This window comes from Sphingomonas sp. Leaf17 (genome assembly GCF_001421505.1).
Classification (GTDB): domain Bacteria; phylum Pseudomonadota; class Alphaproteobacteria; order Sphingomonadales; family Sphingomonadaceae; genus Sphingomonas.
Map to the genome: position 1 here is coordinate 510,919 of NZ_LMKL01000004.1, position 24,449 is coordinate 535,367.

At 65.6% G+C, this 24,449-nt stretch carries 23 protein-coding genes and 2 tRNA genes; 11 read left to right on the forward strand and 14 right to left on the reverse strand.

Going from position 1 to position 24,449, the window contains the following annotated elements; translation table 11 throughout:
• The first annotated feature begins 1 nt into the window (after position 1).
• Positions 2-475 (forward strand): type II toxin-antitoxin system RatA family toxin, encoded by a 474-nt coding sequence (locus ASE75_RS06660; protein ID WP_055930781.1) that lies wholly within the window; start codon positions 2-4, stop codon positions 473-475.
• Here the strand turns inward: ASE75_RS06660 and ASE75_RS06665 are convergent.
• The 3 genes from ASE75_RS06665 to ASE75_RS06675 are packed head-to-tail and all read right to left on the reverse strand — an operon-like array spanning position 421 to position 2,614.
• A complete protein-coding gene (locus ASE75_RS06665; RefSeq protein WP_055930784.1) occupies positions 421-936 on the reverse strand; it encodes a CinA family protein in 516 nt (171 codons plus the stop codon). The two genes, ASE75_RS06660 and ASE75_RS06665, sit on opposite strands and share 55 nt — an antisense overlap.
• Complete coding sequence (locus ASE75_RS06670; RefSeq protein WP_235512536.1) at positions 936-1,457, reverse strand: hypothetical protein; 522 nt, start codon at positions 1,455-1,457, stop codon at positions 936-938. The genes ASE75_RS06665 and ASE75_RS06670 overlap by 1 nt, the downstream gene beginning before the upstream one ends.
• Positions 1,454-2,614, reverse strand: a complete 1,161-nt coding sequence (locus tag ASE75_RS06675) for a bifunctional 2-C-methyl-D-erythritol 4-phosphate cytidylyltransferase/2-C-methyl-D-erythritol 2,4-cyclodiphosphate synthase (protein ID WP_055930787.1) — start codon at positions 2,612-2,614, stop codon at positions 1,454-1,456. Before ASE75_RS06675 ends, ASE75_RS06670 begins: the two co-directional genes overlap by 4 nt.
• A 133-nt stretch (positions 2,615-2,747) precedes the next feature.
• Between ASE75_RS06675 and dusB the strand changes: the two genes are divergently transcribed.
• The 7 genes from dusB to hflX all read left to right on the forward strand — a co-directional run bounded on the left by dusB (position 2,748) and on the right by hflX (position 11,874).
• The gene (gene dusB / locus ASE75_RS06680; protein ID WP_055930790.1) at positions 2,748-3,746 is read left to right on the forward strand and encodes a tRNA dihydrouridine synthase DusB; all 999 of its coding nucleotides are present in this window, start codon (positions 2,748-2,750) and stop codon (positions 3,744-3,746) included.
• A gap of 12 nt (positions 3,747-3,758) precedes the next feature.
• Positions 3,759-4,817 (forward strand): two-component system sensor histidine kinase NtrB, encoded by a 1,059-nt coding sequence (locus ASE75_RS06685; RefSeq protein ID WP_055930793.1) that lies wholly within the window; start codon positions 3,759-3,761, stop codon positions 4,815-4,817.
• The gene (gene ntrC / locus ASE75_RS06690; RefSeq protein WP_055930796.1) at positions 4,814-6,250 is read left to right on the forward strand and encodes a nitrogen regulation protein NR(I); all 1,437 of its coding nucleotides are present in this window, start codon (positions 4,814-4,816) and stop codon (positions 6,248-6,250) included. The genes ASE75_RS06685 and ntrC overlap by 4 nt, the downstream gene beginning before the upstream one ends.
• Positions 6,251-6,321: 71 nt before the next feature.
• Positions 6,322-8,568 (forward strand): sensor histidine kinase, encoded by a 2,247-nt coding sequence (locus tag ASE75_RS06695; protein WP_055930801.1) that lies wholly within the window; start codon positions 6,322-6,324, stop codon positions 8,566-8,568.
• A gap of 4 nt (positions 8,569-8,572) precedes the next feature.
• Entirely contained in the window at positions 8,573-9,943 is a 1,371-nt protein-coding gene (gene ntrX / locus ASE75_RS06700; protein ID WP_055930804.1) for a nitrogen assimilation response regulator NtrX, read from the forward strand.
• A 138-nt stretch (positions 9,944-10,081) separates the two neighbouring features.
• The gene (hfq, locus tag ASE75_RS06705) at positions 10,082-10,579 is read left to right on the forward strand and encodes an RNA chaperone Hfq (RefSeq protein ID WP_055930807.1); all 498 of its coding nucleotides are present in this window, start codon (positions 10,082-10,084) and stop codon (positions 10,577-10,579) included.
• Positions 10,576-11,874, forward strand: a complete 1,299-nt coding sequence (hflX, locus tag ASE75_RS06710; protein ID WP_055930810.1) for a GTPase HflX — start codon at positions 10,576-10,578, stop codon at positions 11,872-11,874. The genes hfq and hflX overlap by 4 nt, the downstream gene beginning before the upstream one ends.
• Here hflX and mazG read toward each other — a convergent pair.
• From mazG to ASE75_RS06760, 10 genes are all read right to left on the reverse strand, one after another.
• The gene (gene mazG / locus ASE75_RS06715; RefSeq protein WP_443025301.1) at positions 11,849-12,556 is read right to left on the reverse strand and encodes a nucleoside triphosphate pyrophosphohydrolase; all 708 of its coding nucleotides are present in this window, start codon (positions 12,554-12,556) and stop codon (positions 11,849-11,851) included. The two genes, hflX and mazG, sit on opposite strands and share 26 nt — an antisense overlap.
• A 72-nt stretch (positions 12,557-12,628) precedes the next feature.
• Positions 12,629-13,210, reverse strand: coding sequence for a retropepsin-like aspartic protease family protein (locus ASE75_RS06720; RefSeq protein ID WP_055930816.1), 582 nt, complete (start codon positions 13,208-13,210; stop codon positions 12,629-12,631).
• A complete protein-coding gene (locus ASE75_RS06725) occupies positions 13,210-13,971 on the reverse strand; it encodes an MBL fold metallo-hydrolase (protein WP_055930819.1) in 762 nt (253 codons plus the stop codon). The genes ASE75_RS06720 and ASE75_RS06725 overlap by 1 nt, the downstream gene beginning before the upstream one ends.
• A complete protein-coding gene (locus ASE75_RS06730; RefSeq protein ID WP_055930822.1) occupies positions 13,968-14,744 on the reverse strand; it encodes a TatD family hydrolase in 777 nt (258 codons plus the stop codon). Before ASE75_RS06730 ends, ASE75_RS06725 begins: the two co-directional genes overlap by 4 nt.
• A complete protein-coding gene (metG, locus tag ASE75_RS06735) occupies positions 14,744-16,294 on the reverse strand; it encodes a methionine--tRNA ligase (protein WP_055930825.1) in 1,551 nt (516 codons plus the stop codon). The genes ASE75_RS06730 and metG overlap by 1 nt, the downstream gene beginning before the upstream one ends.
• A 23-nt stretch (positions 16,295-16,317) precedes the next feature.
• Positions 16,318-17,310, reverse strand: coding sequence for a DNA polymerase (locus ASE75_RS06740; RefSeq protein WP_055930827.1), 993 nt, complete (start codon positions 17,308-17,310; stop codon positions 16,318-16,320).
• A complete protein-coding gene (gene tmk, locus ASE75_RS06745; protein ID WP_082463835.1) occupies positions 17,307-17,930 on the reverse strand; it encodes a dTMP kinase in 624 nt (207 codons plus the stop codon). The genes ASE75_RS06740 and tmk overlap by 4 nt, the downstream gene beginning before the upstream one ends.
• Positions 17,927-19,090 carry a D-alanyl-D-alanine carboxypeptidase family protein gene (locus ASE75_RS06750; RefSeq protein WP_055930833.1) on the reverse strand — a complete coding sequence of 388 codons (1,164 nt, stop codon included), beginning with the start codon at positions 19,088-19,090 and terminating at the stop codon, positions 17,927-17,929. The genes tmk and ASE75_RS06750 overlap by 4 nt, the downstream gene beginning before the upstream one ends.
• A gap of 27 nt (positions 19,091-19,117) precedes the next feature.
• Complete coding sequence (locus ASE75_RS06755; protein ID WP_055930836.1) at positions 19,118-19,795, reverse strand: SPOR domain-containing protein; 678 nt, start codon at positions 19,793-19,795, stop codon at positions 19,118-19,120.
• Positions 19,779-20,786 (reverse strand): lytic murein transglycosylase, encoded by a 1,008-nt coding sequence (locus tag ASE75_RS06760; protein WP_235512537.1) that lies wholly within the window; start codon positions 20,784-20,786, stop codon positions 19,779-19,781. The genes ASE75_RS06755 and ASE75_RS06760 overlap by 17 nt, the downstream gene beginning before the upstream one ends.
• A 155-nt stretch (positions 20,787-20,941) precedes the next feature.
• Between ASE75_RS06760 and ASE75_RS06765 the strand changes: the two genes are divergently transcribed.
• From ASE75_RS06765 to ASE75_RS06775, 3 genes are all read left to right on the forward strand, one after another.
• A tRNA-Ser gene (locus ASE75_RS06765) sits at positions 20,942-21,031 on the forward strand.
• Positions 21,032-21,109: 78 nt separating this feature from the next.
• A tRNA-Pro gene (locus ASE75_RS06770) sits at positions 21,110-21,186 on the forward strand.
• Positions 21,187-21,394: 208 nt separating this feature from the next.
• Complete coding sequence (locus tag ASE75_RS06775) at positions 21,395-23,329, forward strand: hypothetical protein (RefSeq protein ID WP_055930842.1); 1,935 nt, start codon at positions 21,395-21,397, stop codon at positions 23,327-23,329.
• Between the two features lie 321 nt (positions 23,330-23,650).
• Here the strand turns inward: ASE75_RS06775 and ASE75_RS06780 are convergent, their stop codons facing one another.
• Positions 23,651-24,367 (reverse strand): MobA/MobL family protein, encoded by a 717-nt coding sequence (locus tag ASE75_RS06780; protein ID WP_055930845.1) that lies wholly within the window; start codon positions 24,365-24,367, stop codon positions 23,651-23,653.
• Positions 24,368-24,449 lie beyond the last annotated feature (82 nt).

A 24,449-nucleotide genomic window follows, 5' to 3' on the forward strand; every position in this document is an offset into this window, starting at 1 on the left:
CATGCCGCGTCACGCCGAAACCCGCCGTCTGCCGTACACACCCGACCAGATGTACGATCTGGTCGCTGACGTCGGGAAATATCCGCAGTTCCTGCCATGGGTGACGGCGATGCGGGTGCGCTCGGATAGCGAAACCGAGACGCTGGCCGACATGATTGTGGGTTTCAAGGGGCTGCGCGAGACGTTCACGTCACGCGTGCAGAAGTCGCGGCCCGACGCCATCACGGTCGATTATATCGAAGGGCCACTGAAGTATCTGCGCAACGAATGGCGGTTCAAGCCTGACGGGCAGGGATGCCTTGTCGACTTCAGTGTCGACTTCGCGTTCAAGAACCGCGTGTTCGAAATGCTGGCGGGCCAGGTCTTTGGTGCCGCGCTGCGCCGGATGATCGGCGCATTCGAGGATCGCGCGGCAAAACTTTACGGTGCGGGCACGTCCGGCAACAGCAGTTCCAGCGCGACCAGCGCCGCCTGAAGCCGGATACCGCCGCGCCCGAGATCGCCGAAGTCGCGGCGTGCCGCATGAACGTCGGCCGGATCGACACCGCGATCCGCCCGCGCAAAAACGACGGTACCCACTGGCTTTTTCGCCGTGCCCCCATCCGGACCGGCGACACCGGTGATCGCCACGGCGACATCGGCTCCGCTGTTCTTCAGCGCGCCCAGCGCCATGCTCCACCCGACCGCGATGGATACCGCCCCGAACGTATCGAGAAGATCGGCGTTGACCCCGACCAGCGACATTTTCGCGTCGTTGGAATAGGTGACAAATCCGGCCTCCAGCACCGCGGACGATCCCGGTATCTCGGTCAGCGCGGCGGCGACAAGCCCCCCGGTACAGCTTTCCGCCAGCGCAACGGTGCGGCCGATCGCATGATTTTCCTCGACCACGCGGCGGGCCAGGTCGACCAGCTCGGTCGGCAGGATCGTGTCCATCAACGTCTCCCGGTGGAACAGAGCGGCAGGTCGGGGACCGCGACATTGCGGCCCTTGGCCTTTTCGGCCTTCAGGTACGCCAGGGTCGTCACGACGATTCCCGCCGTATTGCGCGGCGGCAGGGGGGCGAGCAAGGTCACCAGTCGGTCGATCGTCCCACAATCGGACACCGCGATACGCCCGACCAGTTGCGGCACCAGCAGCGAACTGAGCATCGGCCGCGCAAAGTCGGAATCGAGCAAAAGGGATACCGACGGATCGGTGACCTTGGCGATGGTCGCCTTCACCGATGGCCAGGCGCGATCCGCCTCCGCCTGATAGCGCGCCAGAAATGTACTGTCGCCGCGCCGGACCAGACTGGTGGCGGGTAGGGCGGTCGCGCAGACCCGGCCGGTTTCGCGGATGATGTCGGGCATCGCCACCAGCGCAAGTCCCTCGGCCTCGGCCGGCGTCACGCAGATTTGCGCCTGTACCGGCGTGGCGACCGACATGGCCGCAAGGATCGCCAGAATGCGCGTCACGCGATCCGCTCCGGCAGGCGGACGGTGGCCGCCGCCTGCGCCGCGATCCCCTCGCCGCGACCGGTGAAACCAAGCCGCTCGGTGGTGGTCGCCTTCACGCTCACGCAGTCCTCGGGCAGCCCCAGCAGGGCGGCGATCCGCGTCGTCATCGCCGCACGGTGCGGTCCGATCTTGGGAGCCTCGCACATCAGGGTCAGGTCGACGAACACGATTTCGCCGCCCTTGGCCGCGATCAGGCTGGCGGCGTGAACCAGAAACTGTGCGGAGTCCGCGCCCTTCCACTGCGGGTCGCTGGGGGGGAAATGCGTGCCGATGTCGCCGGCCGCGATCGTGCCGAGCAGTGCATCGGTCAGCGCGTGGAGTGCGACGTCGGCGTCACTGTGCCCGGACAGGCCCTGATGGTGTGGAATATGGATGCCACCAAGCCACAATTCCTCGCCGTCCTCCAACCGGTGAACGTCGAAGCCGGTGGCCATCCGCGTCTGCCAGGGCCGGGTGATCCGCGCTTCGGCGGCGGCGAAATCTTCTGGATAGGTGACTTTTTCGAGCATCGTGCTGCCCTGCACCAATGCGACGGTGCCGCCAAGCCGTCTGACCATCTGCGCGTCGTCGGTCGCGTCTTCGCTCAAAGGCCAGGCGGCGTGTGCCTCCGCCAGCATGGGCAACCGGAATCCCTGCGGTGTCTGTATCCGCCACAGGCCGTCACGCGGCACGACGTCGCCGAGCAGGCCGTCACCCCGCGCGACGGTGTCGGCGACGGGCAGGACCGGAACCGCGGCGTCGTGATCGTCCAGTGCCGCGACGACGGCGGCGATAACGTCGGCCGGTGCAAAGGGGCGCGCCGCGTCGTGGACGAGGATGCGATCGAAACCATCGCCCCGGATCGCGGCCAGCCCGCAGGCGACCGATTCGCGCCGGCTCGCGCCACCAACGACGACGCGCACGTCGGGCAGCATCGCCGCGACCTGCGCCTGCTGTCCTTCGCCGATGACGACGACGACGGCGTCGATCGCGGGGTGGCGCGCAAAGGCGGCGACGGCATGGGACAGCATCGGCCGGCCCGCGATGGTCGCGAACTGTTTCGGAACGCCGCCGCCGGCCCGCAGGCCCTGTCCTCCGGCGACGACAAGCGCGATGGTGCGTGATCGGTCGGTCATGCCCGCGCTGTACGCCGATATGCTCGCGGTTTGAAGACTGGCGGCCGCGCACCCGACGATCGGCCCGATGCTCCGTGATCCTTGCTTGCCACAGGCAAATCGTCTAGGGAGATGCCTGTTTTTCAGGCAGATCATGCGCAAGCTCAATCCCATCCATGTCGGCCCGGTGCGGATCGACACCCCCGTCGTGCTGGCGCCGATGACCGGCGTTACCGACATGCCGTTCCGCACGCTCGTGCGTCGCTATGGCTCCGGTCTGAACGTGACCGAGATGATAGCCAGTCAGGCGGCGATCCGCGAGACGCGCCAATCGCTGCAGAAGGCCGCGTGGCATCCGCTGGAGGAGCCGGTGTCGATGCAGCTTGTCGGCTGTACGCCCTATGAAATGGGTGAGGCGGCGAAGCTGAATGCCGATCGCGGTGCCGCGATCATCGACATCAACATGGGCTGCCCGGTGCGCAAGGTCACCAATGGCGACGCCGGATCGGCGCTGATGCGCGACCTGACGCTGGCGGCGTCGATTATCGACGCGACCGTGAAGGCGGTCGACGTGCCGGTGACGCTGAAGATGCGGATGGGCTGGAGTCACGAAACGCTCAACGCGCCCGAACTGGCGCGCATTGCCGAGGATCTGGGCTGCAAGCTCATCACCGTGCATGGCCGCACCCGCAATCAGATGTATCGTGATTCGGCCGACTGGGCATTCATCCGCCGGGTGAAGGACGCGGTATCCGTGCCAGTGATCGCCAATGGCGACATCTGTTCGCTGGAGGACGCCGACGCGGCGCTGGAACAGTCGGGCGCCGACGGTCTGATGATCGGGCGCGGTGCCTATGGCCGGCCCTGGCTGCTGGGGCAGGTCATGGCCTATCTGACGACGGGCGAGCGACTGCCCGATCCAAGCCTTGACGAGCAATATCGCGTGATTGTCGAGCATTACGAGGCCAATCTCGAACATTATGGCATCGTCACCGGCGTGAACATGAGCCGCAAGCATATCGGTTGGTATACCAAGGGGCTGAAGGGGTCGGCCGAGTTCCGCAACGCGGTGAACCAGGTGCCTGATCCGGCGGTCGTCAAGGCGATGCTGGCCGAGTTCTACGCACCCTGGATTGATCGTGCGGCGGCCTGATCGGCTGGCGCGGTGGTAACCACGACGGGGCGGGGCCGGCCGGCGTTCGCGGACCTGTTGTCGGCCCTGCCGGTGGCGGTGATGGTGGTCGATCCCGACGGCCGCATTGCCCACGTCAATGCCGTTGCCGAACAGATGCTAAACCTGTCCGAACGGCTGATGGTCGGGCAGCCGCTGACCGCGATCCTGCCGCCACCGGCCGAGGCACCGACCCGGGACGGGCAGGGGCTGGCCATGTTCGACATCGCCATCGAAACCGCGCGCGGTCTGAAGATCCGGGTCGATTTTGTCGAGGCACAGGTGCCCGACCATCCGGGGTGGCGCACCATCACCCTGCACAACGCGGCGATTTCGCGCCGTCTGGGCCACAGCGCGGATCGTGCCGCCGGTGCGCGGGCGGCGGTGGGCGCGGCGGCGATGCTGGCGCACGAGATCAAGAACCCGCTGTCGGGGATTCGCGGTGCGGCACAGTTGCTCGGTCCCAACGAGCTGACCGACCTCATCACGACCGAGGTCGACCGTATCGTGGCGCTGATCGACCGGATGGAGGATTTCACCGACACCCGCGTGCTGCCGGTCGAGGCGCAGAACATCTATCCGCTGCTCGACCATGCGCGCGGTGTCGCACTGGCGGGGTTCGCCCGCGGGCTGACGATCGAGGAGCGGTTCGACCCTTCGCTGCCGCCAGCGCGGATCAACCGTGACGCCCTGGTGCAGATCCTGATAAACCTGCTCAAGAATGCGCGCGAAGCCGTGCTGTGCGTTCGCAATCCACGGCTGATCCTGACCACCGCCTACCGCCACGGCATGTCGGTCAGCCCGGCACCGGGTCAGCCGCGCCTGCCGCTGCCGATCGAGATCTGCGTCGTCGACAATGGCCCCGGCGCGCCGGCCGACATCGCCGAGCACCTGTTCGACCCGTTCGTGTCGGGGCGGCGGGAGGGCAAGGGCCTTGGCCTCGCGCTGGTCGACAAGCTGATGCACGACATGGGCGGAATCGTTCAATATGCCCGCGAAGGATCGCCCGAAATGACCGTCTTCCGCCTGCTGCTGCCGCGAGCCGCGTCATGAGCCGCGTGCTGGTCGTCGATGACGATGCCGCGATCCGTACCGTCGTCGCGCAGGCGCTGCGGCGTGCGGGATACGAGGTATCGGTTGCCGAAAGCCTGGCGCAACTGGCGCGCGCCCTGTCGCTTGGCGTTCCCGATGTGCTGGTGACCGACGTGGTCCTGCCGGACGGCGACGGGCTGGACAATCTGCGCGATATCGCCGCACGGTTCCCGGCGCTGCCGGTCATCGTCCTGTCGGCGCAGAACACGCTGACCACCGCGATCCGCGCGACCGAGGCGGGGGCGTATGATTACCTGCCCAAGCCGTTCGATCTGGATACGCTGACCCGCGCGGTAGCGGGTGCGCTGGCCCGGCGTGGCCTGTCGGCGGAAAGTCCGGTCGGGGACGAAGGGGCGCTGCCGCTGATCGGGCGGTCGCCGGCGATGCAGGACGTGTACCGCACCATCGCCCGACTGGTGTCGAACGACCTGACCGTGCTGGTGTCGGGCGAATCGGGGACCGGCAAGGAACTGGTGGCGCGGGCGGTCCATGACCTTGGACCCCGCGCGCAGGCCCCGTTCGTGGCGATCAACATGGCCGCCATTCCGCGTGAACTGATCGAGGCGGAGCTGTTCGGCCACGAACGCGGCGCCTTCACCGGCGCTGCCCAGCGGAACGCCGGCCGCTTCGAGCAGGCCGCCGGGGGCACATTGTTCCTAGACGAAATCGGCGACATGCCGATGGAGGCGCAGACCCGGTTGCTGCGTGTCCTGCAATCAGGCGAGTTCACCAGCGTCGGCGGCGCGCGCACGATCCGCGCCGACGTCCGCATCGTCGCGGCCACCAATCGCGATCTGGCGGCGCATGTCGCCTCCGGCCAGTTTCGGGAGGATCTGTTCTATCGGCTGAACGTGGTGCCGATCGCGCTGCCGCCGTTGCGGGATCGCGGCAATGACATCGCGCTGCTCGCGCGCCATTTCCTGGATGAAGCCGCGGCGCAGGGCCTGCCGCGCCGGCAGTTGGACGAGAGCGCGATCACCGTGCTGGAGGGGCATGACTGGCCAGGCAACGTCCGCGAACTGGAAAACCTGATGCGTCGCCTGGCCGTGCTGGCGCGGGACGAGGTGATCGCAGGCGATGCCGTCCGCGCGATGATCGGTGCTGGAACCGGAGCCGGACCGGGTACGGGCCTTGTCGGTACGACCGCGACCCCCGACCTGACCGACGCCGTGCGCGCGCTGATCGACCGGATCGCGCGCGAACGGCCAGCCGCGCTGGACGATGGCAGCCTGTACGACCGGGTCATCGGGGAGGTTGAACGCCCGTTGATCGAGCTCATGCTGGCGCGGCACGGCCAGAACCAGCTGCGCGCCGCCCGCGCGCTTGGCATCAATCGCAACACCTTGCGCAAACGGCTGGATACTTTGGGAATCGACCCCGGCCGGACGGGATAACCGCCCGCCCGACCGCTTTTCCTGCATTATGTGGTTTCCCGGCAACGGTCGACGTTGTATTGATGCAACGAATGATCGCCGCAGCGTCACCTGACTACGAGACGGACGAACCCCGGAGCGGCTTTACGGTAACCCCGTTGGTCGAGGTGATGGTGCTTGCCATCGTCATCGCGGTTGCCGTCGCCAGCTATTACGCGATCAGCCACAGCGACACGCCGCAAGGCCTAATCGAGCCGGCGCTGGTCGCCGGCCTGCTGGTCGCCAACCTTGTGCCGGGCATCGCCCTGATGATGCTGATCGGCCGGCGCGTGGCGAAGCGGCGCGCGGCGCGGTCGCTGGTTGGCGGGCAGGGCGAGCTGCACGTCCGTCTGGTGGCGATCTTCTCGCTGGTCGCGGCGATCCCGATGCTGCTCGTGACCATCGGCGCGTCGCTGCTGTTCCAGTACGGTGTCCAGTTCTGGTATTCCGACCGGGCGCGTGGCGTCTTCGAAAACGCGATTGCCCTGACCCGCGTTTCCTACAACCAGACGCTGCAACGCTGGGAGGAAGCCACTGTCACGATGGGTAACGACCTGGCCGGTGAGATCGGTCAGCGCCCGATCGACCGGGTCGTGATGAAGCCCGTGCTTGGCGGCCAGTTGTTCCTGCGCGGCCTGTCCGAGGGGGCGATCCTGTCGCTGCCGGTGAACGGACGACCGCGGGTCGACCTGGAATATAACGAATACGGCATCGACATGTCGAAGCAACTCAACCCGGAAATGGTGTCGCGACTGCGGGCCGGTCAGCGCAGCGTCGTGAACGTCCAGAACGATCGTATCAAGACGGTCGTGCGGCTTCCGGGCAAGCCGGAACGCTTCCTGTATGCCGCCCGCGTGACCGATCCCGGCCAGTTTCAGGACCAGACCGAGCTCGCCGAGGCGGCGTTCGCCAATTACAAGGCGTTGCTGGTGCGTGCCCGCTCCCTGCAGCTTCAGTTCAACGCGGCGTTGTTGATTCTGTCGCTGCTGATCGTCGGTATCGCGGTCTGGATCGCACTGGCCGTTGCGGACCGGTTGGTGCGGCCCGTCGGCGAACTCGTCGATGCCGCGCGCCGCGTTGCCGGTGGCGATCTGACGGCACGCGTGACAGGCCCGCGCACCCGCGACGAGGTCGGCACGCTGGCCAGCGCGTTCAACCAGATGACGGGGCGTATCCAGCAGCAGAACACCGCGCTGGTCGCCGCCAATGATCAGCTGGAGAACCGGCGGGCCTTGATCGAGGCGGTGATGACCGGAGTCTCCGCTGGTGTGATTGCCACGGGTGGAGACCGACGGATCCAGATCGCCAATCGCTCCGCGCTCGACCTGCTCGGCACCGACCAGTTGGTCGGGCGGCCGCTGGCGCAGGTGTCGAGTGAACTGGACGATCTGATCGACAGCGGTGCGCGCGAGGCGATCGTCCAGGTCATGGCCGGCGAGGAGGCACGGACGCTGGCCGTCCGTATCGCCCGGACGGATGCCGGCCCGATCCTGACGTTCGACGACATCACCCAGCAACTGATTGACCAGCGGCGCGCGGCCTGGTCCGACGTGGCGCGCCGCATCGCCCACGAAATCAAGAACCCGCTAACGCCGATCCAGCTTGCGGCCGAGCGGCTGCAACGCCGGTACGGCAGCAAGCTGGAGCAGGACGACGGCACCTTCGCGCGGCTGACCGACACCATCGTGCGGCAGGTTGGCGATCTGCGGCGGATGGTCGACGAGTTTTCCTCCTTCGCACGAATGCCAAAACCCGTGTTTCGCGAGGAATCGTTGCTCGATGCGGCGCGACAGGCGTTGTTTCTGCACGAAGTCGCGCACCCCACCATCCGTTTCGTCCTGCGCCATGACGATGATCCGCCCACGCTGGTGTGCGATCGCCGCCAGATAAGCCAGGCGCTGACCAATATCGTCAAGAACGCGGTCGAGGCGATCGAGGCGGTAGGCCCGGGCGGCGGGCAGGGCGGCGGCGAAATCGTGCTGACTCTTGCCCGGCCTTCGCCGACGACAGTGAACATCACGGTTGCCGACACCGGAATCGGTCTGCCGGCCGAACGCGATCGCATCGTCGAACCCTATATGACCACGCGTGCGCGTGGCACGGGTCTTGGCCTCGCGATCGTCAAGAAGATCGTCGAGGAGCATCTTGGAACCCTGGCATTTACCGACCGGGCAGGGGGCGGAACGGTGGTGACGATGACGTTCGATGCCAGCGGCCTGTTGCTGCTGGATCAGGGCGATGCCCAGCCCGAGCAGGCCGGCGAAGGCCAGCTTGCCGCACTTACTCGTATCCGGACATGAACTGATGGCCCTTGATATCCTTGTCGTCGATGACGAACTCGACATCCGCGAACTGGTCGCCGGCGTCCTGGAAGACGAAGGTTATGAAACGCGCGGTGCGGCCGGCAGCGATTCCGCGCTGGAGGCGATCGCCGCCCGGCGTCCATCGCTCGTTCTGCTCGACGTCTGGTTGCAGGGATCGCGGCTCGACGGGCTGGAGTTGCTGGACGAGATCAAGCGGCGCGATCCGTCGATTCCGGTTCTGGTCATTTCCGGGCACGGCAGCCTCGACACGGCGGTCGCTGCCATCCGCAAGGGTGCCGCCGATTTCATCGAAAAGCCGTTCGAGGCCGAACGCCTGCTGCTAATGGTCGCGCGCGCCACCGAGACCGAGCGACTGAAGCGCGAGGTCGCGTCACTACGCGCGTCGGCCGGGCGCGAGTCCGATCTGACCGGCAATTCCAGCGCGATCAATGGTGTACGGGCGACCCTGAAGCGTGTGGCTGGTACCGGCAGCCGGGTGCTCATCATGGGTGGTGCCGGCGTCGGCAAGGAAGTGGCGGCGCGCCTGCTCCACGGCTGGAGCCAGCGTACCGACGCCCCCTTCGTGATCGTCAGCGCCGCGCGCATGACCCCGGAGCGGGTCGAGGAGGAACTGTTCGGCGCGGAGGAAACCGGCGGCATCGTTCGGCCCGGCCTGCTCGAACAGGCGCATGGCGGCACGCTGTTTCTGGACGAGATCGCCGACATGCCGATCACGACGCAGGCCCGGATCCTGCGCGTGCTGACCGATCAGAGCTTTACACGCGTTGGTGGCCAGCGCGTCGTGAAGGTTGACGTTCGCGTCGTATCCGCCACCGCGCGCGTCCTGACCGACGAAATCGCGGAAGGACGCTTCCGCGAGGATCTCTATTACCGGCTTAACGTCGTGCCGGTCCTGATCCCGCCGCTGTCCGAACGGCGGGAGGACATTCCCGCGCTCGTCCAGCATTTCATGGCGCATTACGCCTCCGAACGGCGGGTGCCGACGCCGGAAATCGCAGCGGATGCGATGGTTGCGCTGCAATCCTACGACTGGCCGGGCAATGTCCGCCAGCTCCGCAATGTGGTCGAGCGCACGATCATCATGGCCCCGGGTGATCGGGTCGGCCGGATCGAGACCGACCTGTTGCCGTCGGAGGTGCTTGGCGATCAGGGTGAGATGGCGGGCGGCGGCGCGATCATGGGGGCGCCCTTGCGCGAGGCCCGCGAGACGTTCGAGCGGGAATATCTGCGGGTTCAGATCCGCCGGTTTTCCGGCAACATCTCGCGCACCGCGAGCTTCATCGGCATGGAGCGATCCGCACTGCACCGCAAACTGAAGCTGTTGGGTATCACCGAAACGCGCGAGGAATAGCGCACGGGCCATAAGCTGCGCCTCTGGACGAGGCCCATGCGCGATCCTAGATATACGGCGTCGCAGGGTATTGCGGCCATCCGACGCCGGAACCGGCGCATCGCGGGGCAAACCCCGCCAATAAAAAGGGACGCCATCATGGCCGACACCAAGACCGGCTCGCTACAGGATCTGTTCCTGAACGCGCTTCGCCGCACGAAGACCCCGGTGACGATGTTTCTTGTCAAGGGTGTCAAACTTCAGGGCATCGTGACCTGGTTCGACAATTTTTCGGTCCTGCTGCGCCGCGATGGCCAGTCGCAACTGATCTACAAGCATGCGATCTCGACCATCATGCCGGCCGGCCAGATCGACGTCGCCAGCATCGTCGACGCGGTGGGCGAAGTGCAGAAGAAGCAGCCGCTGTTGCAGGAAATCTTCCTGAACGCCGTCCGCAAATCCGACGACAGCGTCACCATGTTTCTGGTCAACGGCGTCATGCTGCAAGGCCACATCGCCGCGTTCGACCTGTTCTGCATGTTGTTGCAGCGTGAGGGACTGGCGCAGCTCGTGTACAAGCATGCCGTGTCGACGGTTCAGCCGGCGCGCCCGTTGAACCTGTCGGACGAGCCGGCCGATGCGGACGATGAAGATTGAGCACCGGGTTCGAACGCGACCGGGGCGAATTCGCGCGGGGCACGCGGGCGATTGTCGTGCTGCCGGATCAGGGCGACGCGCAGCGTGATGCGGATGCCCGACTTGCGGAAACCGCCGGCCTTGCCATGGCGATCGGCGTGGATGTCGCTGATCGGATCGCCTTCCGGGTCCGGCAGGCCAAGCCGGCGACGCTGATCGGCAAGGGCCAGTGCGAACAACTGGCCGCACTGGTGCGGATGGAGGACGCCGGGCTAGTCGTGTTCGACGCCAGCTTGACCCCGGTCCAGCAACGCAATCTGGAAAAGGAACTGGAAACAAAGGTCATCGACCGGACGGGTCTGATCCTGGAAATCTTCGGCGAGCGTGCCGCAACGGCCGAGGGGCGTCTTCAGGTCGAACTGGCGCATCTCGACTATCAGGCGGGACGGCTGGTGCGCAGCTGGACCCATCTTGAGCGTCAGCGCGGCGGTTTCGGTTTTCTCGGCGGTCCGGGCGAAACCCAGATCGAGGCCGATCGACGCCTGATCCGCGACCGGATGGCACGTCTGCGCAAGGAACTGGAGCAGGTCAGCCGCACGCGCGGGCTGCATCGCGATCGGCGCCAGCGTGCGCCGTGGCCGGTGATCGCGCTGGTCGGCTACACCAATGCGGGCAAGTCGACCTTGTTCAATCGCCTGACCGGCGCGTCCGTGATGGCCGAGGATCTGCTGTTCGCGACGCTCGACCCCACGTTACGGCAGATTTCCCTGCCGGGCGTCGACAAGGCCATTCTGTCCGACACGGTCGGATTCGTCTCTGACCTGCCGACGCAGCTTGTAGCCGCGTTCAAGGCGACGCTCGAGGAGGTGGTGTCGGCCGATCTGCTGATCCACGTTCGTGACATCGCGCACCCCGATACCGAGGCGCAGCGTGCCGACGTGGAGGCCGTGCTTGCCGAGATCGGCGTGTCGGAAACGACGCCCCGGTTCGAGGTCTGGAACAAGCTTGATCTGCTCGGCGAGGATGACGCGATCGAGATGCGCGGTCACGCCGATCACCGCGACGACGTCGTCGCGATCTCCGCGCTCGACGGGCAGGGGATGGAGGCACTGGTCACCCAGGTCGCCGCCCGTCTGACCGCCGCACATCGTCGCTACACGATCATGCTCGATGCATCCGATGGGGCGGGGGCCGCATGGCTGCACGCACATGGCGAGGTGTTGGGGCAGGAGTCTGACGATCTGTCGACCGCCTATGACGTGCGCTTGTCAGAGGAAGACTTTGCCCGGTTCAACCAGCGATCGGCTGCGTCTTGACCCGTTGCCACAGCGCCTCCTTCTGATCGAGCGACAGGCCGGCGAACGTGTCGCCGGCCAACGCCTCCATGCTGGCGAAACGCTGCTCGAACTTCGTGTTGGCCGACCGCAGCGCGGCTTCGGCATCGATGCCAAGATGTCGCGCCCAGTTGGTTACCGAAAACAGGAGATCACCGATTTCCTCGGCCACGGCGGCACCAGTCGCCTCGTCGACCTCGGTCAATTCCTCGACGACCTTCGCGCGTGGGCCGGCTGCATCGGGCCAGTCGAACCCGACCCGTGCCGCACGCTTCTGTAACTTCTCCGCGCGACTGAGTGCCGGCAGGGCCGAAGCGACACCCGCCAGCGCGCCGTTCGACCCACGCTCCGCCGCCTTGATCGCTTCCCAGCCCGGACCGGGCGTCCCGTCACCGAAGATATGGGGGTGACGGCGTTCCATCTTGTCGCAGATCGCGGCGACGACGTCGGTGTAGGTAAAGTCACCGGCTTCTTCGGCAATCCGGGACTGGAAGACGACCTGGAGCAACAGGTCACCCAGCTCGTCGCGCAACGCCGCTGGATCGCCGGAGGCAACCGCGTCGGCAACCTCATAGGCTTCCTCGATCGTGTACGGAACGATCGAGGACGGTGTCTGGGCAATATCCCAGGGACAGCCGGAATCCGGGTCGCGCAACCGCGCCATGATCGCCAATAATCGCTCGGTCACGCCGGCACCTCCGATAGTCCGATAATGAACATTATGTAAAATTGACTGTTATTTTGGTGTCAGGACCAGCACCTGATCCTCGACATGCCATGACTTCAGGCGTGACAGCAGATTCATGCCGATGACGTCTGTCGATCCAAATGCGGGTGATACGACCACACCAAGATCGGTTGCGGTGACTGAGCCGATCACGATCGACTTCGCCGTGGCCACCTGCGCGGTAACGGGCCCGTTGGCAGTTTCGATGACCGTCGCGAACGGGCTTTCGTCGACGTCGATGCCGGCGGCCTTTGCGGTTTCGATCGACAGCGCGGTCGTGGTCGCCCCGCTGTCGATCAGCATCCGCCTTGACGTGCCGTTAACCATCACATCGCCGTAGAAATGTCCGTCGTCAGCCATGCGGATCCGCGTCTCGCCACCGGCAACCTGTTGTTCACCGAACAGGTTGTGGGCGGCTTCGGCAATCCATGTCCGCTGGCTGGCGATGAGCAGACCGATGGCGAAGATGCCGAGCCATGCCAGCGCCATTCGCGCCAATGCGCCGGGTTTCGGTCGGCGTGCGATCAGCGACGACAGCGGCAGCAGGATGATGAGACCGTATAACAGGATCTCCGCGCCGCGCATTTCCATCACGACAGGACGAGTCCGTCATAGCCCGGCTCGACACCGGCGGGCAGCTCGCGAACCAGCGTCGCATAATCCATGGTGTGGTCCATATGGATCAGCACGGTCCGTCTGGGCTTCAGCATCGTGACCCAGTCGAGAACCGTGGGCAGATTGGCGTGCGTCGGGTGCGGCGCGCGGCGCAGCGCATCGACGATCCAGATGTCGAGGTCGGCATAGAGCGCCATCATCTCCGGCGTCATCGCGGCGGCGTCGGTTGCATAGCCGATCGCTTTGCCGCCGGCCTCAAACCGTAATCCGGCAGAGGTGATGTTGCCATGCGGCTGGTCGGTCACGCCAATCGCGATCCCGCCGATCGTCAGGCGATCGGGCAATGCATTACCCGCGATCGTTGCCGGATAACCGACCCGGCCGGAAAAGGCATAGGCGAACCGCGTCTGGATCGCGTTCAGCGTGTCCGGGCGCGCATAGCCCTCCACCGGGCGGCCGATTGCGTGAAAGACCTGCCGCAGGTCGTCGATGCCGTGACAGTGATCGGCATGATCGTGGGTCCAGATCACCGCGTCCAGTGCGGCGGTGTCGACCGCGAGCAATTGTTCCCGCATGTCCGGGCTGGTGTCGACCAGAATGCGGGTGTCGGCGTGTTCGATCAGAATTGACGCCCGGCGACGTCGGTTGCGGGGTTCCGCCCGGTCGCAAACGCCCCAGTCGTTGCCGATACGGGGAACGCCGGACGAGGTGCCCGACCCCAGGATGGTGGCCCTCACCTCCTGGTCTTTGCGAACAGTTCGTGGAAATTGCGTGCCGTACGTTCGCGCAATTCCATCTCGTCCTCGCCGCGCAGCTTGGCCAGGAAGGCGGCCGTGTCGGCAACGAACGCAGGCTCGCCGGTCTTGCCCCGGTTCGGCACGGGCGCGAGAAAGGGTGCGTCGGTTTCGATCAGCATTCGCTCGATCGGCAGCCGCGCCGCCGTATCCTGCAGGTCGCGCGCGTTCTTGAACGTCACGATCCCGGATATCGAGATATAAAGGCCCAGATCCAATGCCTTGTCGGCGAATGCTCCACTGGCGGTGAAGCAATGGATGACGCCGGGATAGGCCCCCTGCTCCATCTCCTCGGCCATGATCGCGATCGTGTCGTCCTCGGCATCGCGGGTATGCACGACGATCGGCAGGCCGGTCTGGCGCGCGGCACGAATATGGCTGCGAAAACCGTTCTGTTGTGCGGCCTTGGCCGAATGTTCGTAGAAATAATCAAGACCGCTTTCGCCGATGCCGACGACCCGCGGATGCGCGGCGCGCGCCACCAGCCGCGCGGTGTCGACATCGGGATGAGTGCCCGCCTCGTTCGGATGGATGCCCACCGTCGCCCAGACGTCCGGCTCGCGCTCGGCGGTCGCGACGACGGCATCCCATTCGCTTTCGCGCGTGGCGATGTTCAGCATGGCTGTCACACCGCGCGCGCGCGCGCGGGCCAAAATCGCCGGCTGATCCTCGGCCAGCCCCTTGTAGTTCAGGTGGCAGTGGCTGTCGGCCAGCATCAGGCCGCCTCCACCGGCATTTCGAGGCGGGGAAACGCCGCCGTCGGAGCGGCCAGCCGAAACCCACTGGCAACCTGTGCCGCGTACCAGCCCGCATCGTCGATCGCCGCATGATCGCGGACCGTGACGCCCAGCAGATCAAGGACGTGCCCCGCCCCCTTCGGCACCACCGGCAGGATGATGATCGCCAATTGCCGGATCGCGCGAACCAGTGTTCCTAGAACGGCATGCATCCGGTCGGGGTCGGTCTTGCGCAGGCTCCACGGTGCCTGAACGTCGATATACTGGTTGCAGGCATGGACACCGCGCATCCACGCCTCGATCCCGTGGTTGAGGGACAGGTCGTCGAACCCGGCGCGAAACGCGGCACCGGCGGCGGTGACGTCGGCGAGCAAGGCGGCGTCGGCGGGATCGCCCCGACCGGCCTCCGGCAAGGCGCCCTCAAGGTTCTTGGCGATGAACGACAAGGTGCGCTGCGCGAGGTTGCCGAAGCTGTTGGCCAGTTCGGCATTGACCCGTGTTACAATGGCTTCCGCCGAATAGCTGCCGTCCTGCCCGAAGCTGACATCGCGCAGCAGGAAATAACGCAACGCATCGACTCCGAAGGCGCGGGCCAGATCGCCGGGATCGACGACGTTGCCCAGCGATTTCGACATTTTTTCTCCGCGATGCAGCAGGAAGCCGTGCCCGAACACTGTCTTGGGCAGCGCGATGTTCGCCGACATCAGAAACGCCGGCCAGTACACGGCATGAAAGCGGACGATATCCTTGCCGATCAGATGGACGTCGGCCGGCCAGAACCGCCAGTCGTCGGACTGGTCGGGATAGCCGAGGCCGGTCAGGTAATTGGTCAGTGCATCGACCCAGACATACATGACATGCCCGTCGCTGCCCGGCACCGGCACGCCCCAGTCGAAGCTGGTCCGCGACACCGACAGGTCGGACAGGCCGCCCTCGACGAAACGGATCACCTCGTTCCGGCGTCCTTCGGGACGAATGAAGTCGGGATTGGCCGCGAAATAGTCGAGCAGCGGCTGCTGATATTTCGACAGGCGGAAGAACCAGCTTTCCTCCGCGGTCCATTCGACGAGCGTGCCCTGTGGCGACAGCTTCGTGCCGTCCTCGGCCGTCACGACTTCCTTTTCGTCGTAGAACGCCTCGTCACGGACGGAATACCAGCCCTCGTAGCGGCTGAGATACAGGTCGCCACTGGCCTCCATCGCCTGCCAGATCGCCTGGCTGGCCCGATGGTGGTCGGGTTCGGTCGTGCGGATGAACCGGTCATAGGAAATGTCGAGATCGTCGCACATTGCCCGGAAATATCCTGACATTTCGGCGGCAAGATCCTCGACCGTCCGGTCAAGTCCACGCGCGGTCTGCACCATCTTCAGCCCGTGCTCGTCGGTTCCCGTCTGGAACCGCACGTCGCGACCGGCCTGACGCTGGAACCGCGCAATGGCATCGGCCGCAATCGCCTCGTAAGCGTGGCCGATATGCGGGCGTCCGTTGGGATAGCTGATCGCGGTGGTGATATAAAAAGGTTCGCCCATGCCCGCGCTCCTAGAACATCCGGTCAGCGAGGTGAAGCACCCGCAAGCCGCGCGAGGATACCGGCCATCTCGAACACGGTTCCCTGCGCATCGAGCGACAGGCCAAGCGCCGCGCCGGCCAGATCCCGCGCCTCCGCCTGGGCGTCCAGCGCGATCTTCAGCGCCGGTCCCTGCCGTGTACGGGCCGCATGGGCGATATAGCTCGGCACACGATCGAGAAACGCTTCATAACGGGGGTGCGCCGCCTTCAGCGCCAGCGACCGGGCCAGCCTGACGCGCTCGCCATTGCCGGGGTCGCCGCTGGTCGCAATGCGGTCGATCGCGTCGTCCATCGCCGGGATATCCAGCCCGGCGAAGCGCAGCGCGCGGCCCGGCGCGCCATCGCCCGCGCGGACCAGCGCCGCGACCTCGTCCGGCCCGGCATCCGGGCTGTGCGCGCGAATCGCGGCGGCGACGTCATCGTCACGCAGCGCCTCGAACCGCAACAGGCGGCACCGTGACCGGATCGTCGGCAGCAGCCGGCCCGGGGCGTGGCTGACCAGCAGGAAGATCGTGCCCGCCGGGGGTTCTTCGAGGTTCTTCAGCAGGGCATTCGCGCCGCCGCGCTCCAGATCGTCGATCGAATCGATCAGGACGACCCGGCGCGGGCCGAGCGACGGCGTGGTCGCGAACAGCGGCTGCAACGCCCGGACCTGCGCGATGGTGATACTGCGTGCGATATCCTGATCGGGTTTTTCGGCGTCCTTCGGCAACCGGGACATGACGCGGAAATCGGGGTGGGTGCCCGCGTCGAACAGACTGCGGATCGGATGGCCCTCCGGCACGGCAAAGCCATCCGGCAACGGCACGTCCGGTTTTCCCGCCTCCGCCAGCAGGCGCAGCGCCGCGCTGTGCGCGAAGCGCGCCTTGCCGACGCCCTGCGGACCAGAAAACAGCCAGGCGTGGTGCAGCGATCCGCTCCGCATCGCCGCCAGAAAAGCATCATGCGCGGCGGCATTGCCGAAGACTTCGGTCATGGCAGCAGGTCGGCGAGACCCGCCATGATGTCGGCGGTGACATGCGCCGCCGGACGGCTGGCGTCGATCAGCCGCACCCGGTCGCGGTCGTCGCGCGCGATCCGCTCGAAACCTTGCGCCACGGCCAGATGAAACCCCTCCCCCCGCGCGGCGAACCGGTCGGCAGCGGCACCGTCACGCGCCGTCGCGCGTGCCACCCCCTGCTCGACCGGCAGACCCAGCAGGAAGGTGCGATCGGGCATCAGCCCACCGCTGCCGAACCGGTGCAGTGCCAGGATCGCGTCGTCGTCCACGCCCCCGATCCCCTGATAGGCGCGAGTGGAGTCGACATAGCGATCGGTCAGCACCCAGCGACCAGCGTCCAGCGCGGGGCGGATGGTCCGCTCCACATGATCCGCGCGCGCGGCGGCGAACAATAACGTCTCCGCCTGCGGACTCCAGCGGGCGACGTCGCCCTGCATCAACAGCGCACGGATCGCCTCCGCGCCATCGCTGCCACCCGGTTCGCGCGTGATGACGACCACGATGCCGCGCGCCTCCAAAGCCATGGCGAGCGCGCGAACCTGCGTCGACTTGCCGGCCCCCTCCCCGCCCTCCAGCGAGATGAAGCGGCCGATCACCCGAAGAAGGACGTCAGGCCAGACCAGGCGCGGCCGAAGAATCCGGCCGCCGCGACATCCTTTTCGGCGACCAGCGGCAGGCGCTGTTCAGGCATGTCGGGCGCACTGACGACCAGATCGGCGATATGCTGCCCCGCCTTGATCGGTGCCTTGATCGGCCCGCTATAGACGACCCGGGCCTTGATATCGCTGCCGAGGCCGGCCGGGACCGTCACCGTCAGTGCCTTGGGCGCGATCAGGCCAACGCTGCTCGAACTGCCCATCTGGACCTCGGCGGTTTCGACCTTGCGCCCCTTGGCGACCAGCGGCTTGGCCTGCCAGGCGCGAAAGCCCCAGTCCATGAACCGCACCGATTCCTCAACCCGCTGGTTCGCGCTGGACAAACCCGCCAGCACCATCACCAGTCGGCGGCCATTCTGTTCGGCCGACCCGGTAAAACCATACCCGGCCTCCTCGGTATGCCCCGTCTTCAGACCATCGGCACCGGCGACCCGACCCAGCAACGGATCGCGGTTGGCCTGGGTGATCGCGCTGCCGCCCATGGTCTTGCCCCAGGTGAAATCCCGGCGCGAATAGAACTGCTTGTACAGGGCCGGATGCTGGATGATCGTCGCCGCCGCCAGGTCGGCCAGATCCTTGGCGGTGACATAGGTGACACCGTTGTCGGGCCAGCCGTTGGCGGTCCCGAAATGACTGTCCTTCAGGCCCAGTTGCGCCGCCGCCCGGTTCATCCGCTCGGTGAACGCCTGTTCCGTGCCCGAGATATGCTCGGCCAGCACCACACAGGCGTCGTTGCCGGACAAGGTGACGATGCCGTAGAGCAGATTGGCGACGCTGACATTCTCCCCCGACGACAGGAACATCGTCGATCCCGCCTGCGGCCCGTGCCACTTCGCCCAGGTTTCGGGCCGGACCGTGACCATCGTGTCGAGTTTCAGCTCGCCCTTCTTGATCATGTCGAACGCGACATAGACCGTCATCATCTTGGCCATCGAGGCGGGCGGCATGCGGCGGTTGGCATCGCGCGCGAACAGCACGGCCCCGGTCGACAGATCCTCCATATAGGCGATCGGCGCGGTCGTCTGGAACTGCGGTGCGGCCGCCATGGTCGGACAGGTGGCCATCATGACGGCGAGCGGTGCAGCGATCAGCTTCTTCATGCGAATGTCCGTGAAACGAAGGAAAACTCAATCCCGGGGCAGGATCCGTGCATCGCCATAGCCGCGCCCGACGACCGCGTCACGCGCGCGTTGCGCCGATCGCGCATCCTCGAACGGACCGAGGATAACGCGGTACAGGGCGCCGTCGCGCCGCACCGACGCGTCGATCCGGTCGGCAAGCGCCTGCGCGCGTGGCTGGCTGGAAAAGCTGCCGACCTGTACGCTGTACCGGCCGCTCACCGACTTCGGGATGCTTACCGCGGCGGGAGTAATATCCGGCACCAGGGAGCGCGCCGAAACTGTCGCACCGGAGATCGCCGTCCTCACCCGAACGGACGCGACGGATCGCCGGTCGGTTCCAAGCAGCCGTGCAGCCCCCTGTGACAGATCAATCAGCCGGTCGTCGCGGTGTGGCCCACGATCATTGACCCGCACGACGATCGACCGCCCCGTGTTCAGATCGGTGACCTCGGCGAGCGACCCAAGCGGCAACGTCCGGTGCGCGGCGGTGATGCCGCGCGGGTCGAACCGTTCGCCCGACGCGGTCCGGTTGCCGGCCAGTTCCTCGCCATACCAGCTCGACAGACCGGTCGCCATATAGGCGCCGCCGGATCCGACCCGCAGGCCGGATGCCTGACCATCGCGACCGCCGCTGCACGCGACGAGTGCGAAGGCCAGCGAAAGCGCCTTAACGCTGGACCGCATCGGCCAGCAATCCGACGGACAGCGCGTAGAAATTGGAACAGTTGTAATCAAGGATGACGCGGTAATTGCCGGTCAGCAGATACGCCGTTGCCTGTGGCCCATCCGGCTCCAGCAGCGTGGCCATCACCCGGTCCGATGGCCAACTGCCGCCTTGCGGCATCATGCCCAGCGCGCGCCATTCACCGATCGTCCGCCAGCCGCTGTGCCGGGCGAAGACGCGCGGGCAACGTGGCGAAACCAGCCGGTTCTGCACGCTCGATCGGTCGAACGTCGTCGGCACCGACACGGCCAGTCCCCATGGCTCGCCGGCGCGCCAGCCGGCGTTGACGAAGTAGTTGGCGATCGAGGCCAGCGTGTCGGCCGGACTGTTCCAGATATCCGCACGACCATCGCCGTCGCCGTCACGCGCAAGCCGCAGATAGATCGACGGCAGGAACTGCGGATTGCCCATCGCCCCTGCCCAGCTGCCCTTCAGCTGGTCGCGCGGGATGCCACGGTCGATGATCTTCAGCGCGGCGATGAACTCGCCGGCGAACAGGTCGCGCCGCCGCCCCTCATAGGCCAGGGTCGCCAGCGAACGCAGCAGATCGAAGTTGCCGGTGTACGATCCATAATTGGTTTCATGCCCCCAGATCGCGACCATGATCGATTCGGGCACGCCGGTTTCACGCTCGATCCGGCTCAGCCGGCCGCGCTGCGCCTGATAGGTCGTCCGTCCCCGGCCAATGCGCGCGGCATCGACATGCTGGGCGCGATAGGGCGCGAAATTGGCGATGGCGGTCGAAGGCCCGGTCGGCCCGCCGCCCGGCTGTGCCCGGTCCAGCTCGATCACCCGCGTGTTCAGCGTCAGCGTCGGAAACACGCTGTCGACCGTGTCAGCCCTTACACCGGCGGCCAGCGCCTGTTGACGCAGCGTGACGAGATAGGACTGAAATCCCGCCTCGCCCGTCATGCCGGACTGTGCGTGCGCCGGTCCCGCACTCGCCGTCATCAGCAGCGCCGCCGCGACGACGCCACGCGCCGTCCTGGTGATTTGAAATGTCCCCCGCATGGTCCGACAGTGCCACAGCAGGCCGATCGGCGGTATCTCGCATCGTCGCACCCCTTGCACATATGGGCGCGGTCGCTCTAGGAGCGACGCATCGCGGAGAGGTGGCCGAGTGGTTTAAGGCAGCGGTCTTGAAAACCGCCGTGGGTTCACGCCCACCGTGGGTTCGAATCCCACCCTCTCCGCCACCGCGTCGGCCATCGCCCGGACAATTGTCTGTCCCCGCTTGCCAGCCGCCTCCGCTTCGCCTAGTCGGACCCTTCGGTCGGGGAGTGGCGCAGGCTGGTAGCGCACCTGGTTTGGGACCAGGGGGTCGCAGGTTCGAATCCTGTCTCCCCGACCACTATATCGCGAAAGCGACGGATTTCCGCCACTTTGCGTGTGTTTTATTCCGGTCTGTGCACAGAGCTGTAGCACACGCCGGTGACACACGCCGAAAGGCGAAGACCACTGTGTGCAACATCCCCCATGCCCACCGACGTGCCGGCCGCTACACCTTCAGGCGCCGCGTCCATTTCCAAAATCTTATCTCAATCCCGCTATCGGTCGCTTTGGGCACCGCCGACCCGAAGGTCGCGCGCACTCGCGCGGCGATCCTGTCGGCGCGCTTCGTACGGGTGAAATCGAGCGTGGAGGCAATGCTGGAAGAGGGGCGACGCCTGACGGGACCCGAGATCGAGGCGCTCTTCCGTGCGGCTCTAGAAGCTGAACTCACGTCCTACGTCCATAGCGCCTATGAAAATGCATCCTGGTCCTCGTCCGTGCCCGAGGTCGCAGCGCAAGAAGCCGAAGCGTACCGGATCATCCGTCGCCCCGACCGTCATCTCGGCCTGACCGATCAAGACCGCGCCGAACTGGTGCGGCGCGGACTTGGCGCCGACGTCCCGGCGATCGAAGAATATGCGCAGCAGATCCGCGATGTGCTGAGCGATGAGGTGGTCGCGAAGCGTCTCGAAGCGATACGGGCACCTGTTCACGCCCACACCATCGCTGTCGCCCGGACGCACCTGATCCGCGCTGCGGCAAGCGCCTGCACCCGGGTCCAGCGCATTTTTGACGACGACATCATGGACGCGGCCGATCCGATCGCCGCGTTGATGGCGGACCTTGGTCCACCGACCAATTTGCCCAACCTGATGCCGACCAACGACCCGGTGGTCGTTCCGATCACGCCGACGGTCGACAGTCAGTTTCAGGTCTACGACCCGCGTCCGTTTAGCGCCGCAATCGGCGACATACTTAGCGACCTGAAGACGGACGGCATCTGGAAGGGAGACCTGAAGCAGCAGCGCCGTATTATGGAAACCTTCGCCTGGATCACCGGCGACAAGCCACTTGGCGCGTATACCCATCTCGATGCGGCGGCATTTAAAAAGGGCATCCAGAAGCTCCCCGCCCGCTTCTACTACGGCTCGCTGACCAAGGGCGCCATGGCACGCCCCTTCGCAGACGTGATCGCCGAGCTGCCGCCGGTTGCCCCCGCCGATCGGCGCAACCCGAAGACGACGAACCGCGACCTGTCGACGATGGCGACGGTCGCCAAGCATCTGGCTACAACGTCGTGGAAGCCGCGTATTCCAGGCGCGACCGTGATGGACTTCGGTGCCGGGCGCATCGTGATCAAGGTCGATCCCAACATCGACACACGCCCGCCTTGGACAACCGCGCATCTGGAGCATCTCTTCCGCTCTCCGATCTACACGGGCGGCGGTGGCGCGCTAAAACGCCTGCGCGATGATGGACCCGGTCGCCATGTCTGGCACGATGCCGCCTATTTCCTACCGTTGTTATGGTTCTACCATCACAGCTGCCGTGAGGAGACTGCGGGGCTTGAGATCGCCGACGTCACTCTCGACCACGCTGTCCCGCATTTCCACATTCGCGACAATCTGACCCGCGGGCGCGATGGCGAAATGGCGGGCGAGAAGCGCGGTGCGCGGAACCGCAGACTTCCTATCCATGCCGAACTGATCCGACTGGGATTCCTGGACTATGTCGAGGCGATCCGGGCTGAAGGACATGTCGCGCTATTCCCCGAGCTGTACGTCAACGAGGAGAAGCGCGGCGGTGCACATTTCTATGAACGCGCTTGGCAGCACATGGTCGATTACATCGCCGAGCGCCTTCCCCTGCCCGTCAACCCCGCAGGCAAGGGTCCGGACATTCATTCCATTCGATCCTTGGGTTCGAGCTTTTACGAGGTCGATGGCGTCAACGAGTTGATGCGTGCGGATGTCATGGGCCACGCCCGTGAAGGCACCAACGGCAAGCATTATTCGAAGCGCATGGCAACGGAAGGACTCAATGTCGTACTTCACGAACGACGCGGCTTTATTGAGCGCTACGTCCCGACAATCACACGCGACATCGATCCGCATCCGATACGGCTACTGCCCATGGAGAAGCGTTCCCGGGTCGGTGCTGGAGTAACTCGTAAGCGTCGCAGCGATGCCGGGACGACCCGGATCGCAGATGGCGGCAACTGATCGGCGGCAAATACTAGCCATGAGAGTTTGCGAACTGTTCGGTACAGGGGAAGATGGCGGCGTCAGTAGCGGCATCGTCGTCTTCCAAAATAAGGTAATAGACTCTTTGCAACAACCTTTAAGGCGGAAAATCCGCTTGGCTGCCGGCGCTTAGTATCTCGACATAAGTTTGACTTCGGCGCCGGGCATGACACAGACAAGCGGAAATTATTACAGGCGCCTTTTCAGCTGATATGCGAAGATCGACACACGTGCTTGATTGTTGGTGACGATCTTCGTGTAGTTGCAAGTGCAGGAAAGGGCGAATGACAACCGTCCGCATCAGGCCATGACCGGCAATGTCGACCATCGAAAGCCCGCCCGCGCCATGAGGTTTGCCGTCTCGCATCGACGACGCCACGCCGATCCCAGTCGCCGCTGCTGCTCCCACGACCCGATCCACGCCGGGTGGCGTTGCCCCTTGGCCGCGCCCGACTTCCAATGTCTCGCCGTCACGATCGCATGCGCGTGTGGCGAAACCAGCCAGCGTTTGTCATCGCCCTCCAGTGCGTGGATAGCCCAGGCTACCGCGGCGCCTCTGCCGGCCAGTTCTTTATGCAAAAAGCCCGTCAGCATCCAATGCCACCATTTTGGCGACACCGTCTCCGGGATCTGCAGCATGACATGCCAAGCGCTGACCGCCGTCGGATCCCCGGTCGCGAGCGCCGCCTGATCTGCGTCTTGCCAGATCTGATAGTCCTTGGTCGCCCATAGCGGCGCGTTTTGGGGCAGCAACAAGCCAGACCCCCGCAACTCATACCGGCGCTCTGCAAACGTCGGCGGCATAGGGCCGAACCGGTCGGCGACGTCCGAGTCCCGCCAAATATAGGCCACGTTGCAGGTGGCGGTCTTGTACGCCGGCATCCGGTCGATCAGCATCCAGTCCTCGGAAATTGGTCGTACCTTAAAGTCGATCGCGTCGGCAGGCCGGCGATCGCGGGATGGTGAAGCAAACGATGTGCGACGGGCGTCTGCGAGCTGAGCTTGCGTGATAAGCATGCGCTTTTCCTTGAAGCGACAACGCCGCCCGGATGAGGGGCGGCGTCGTCAGATGTGTCTTGAAATTTTTGGTGTGCTTGCT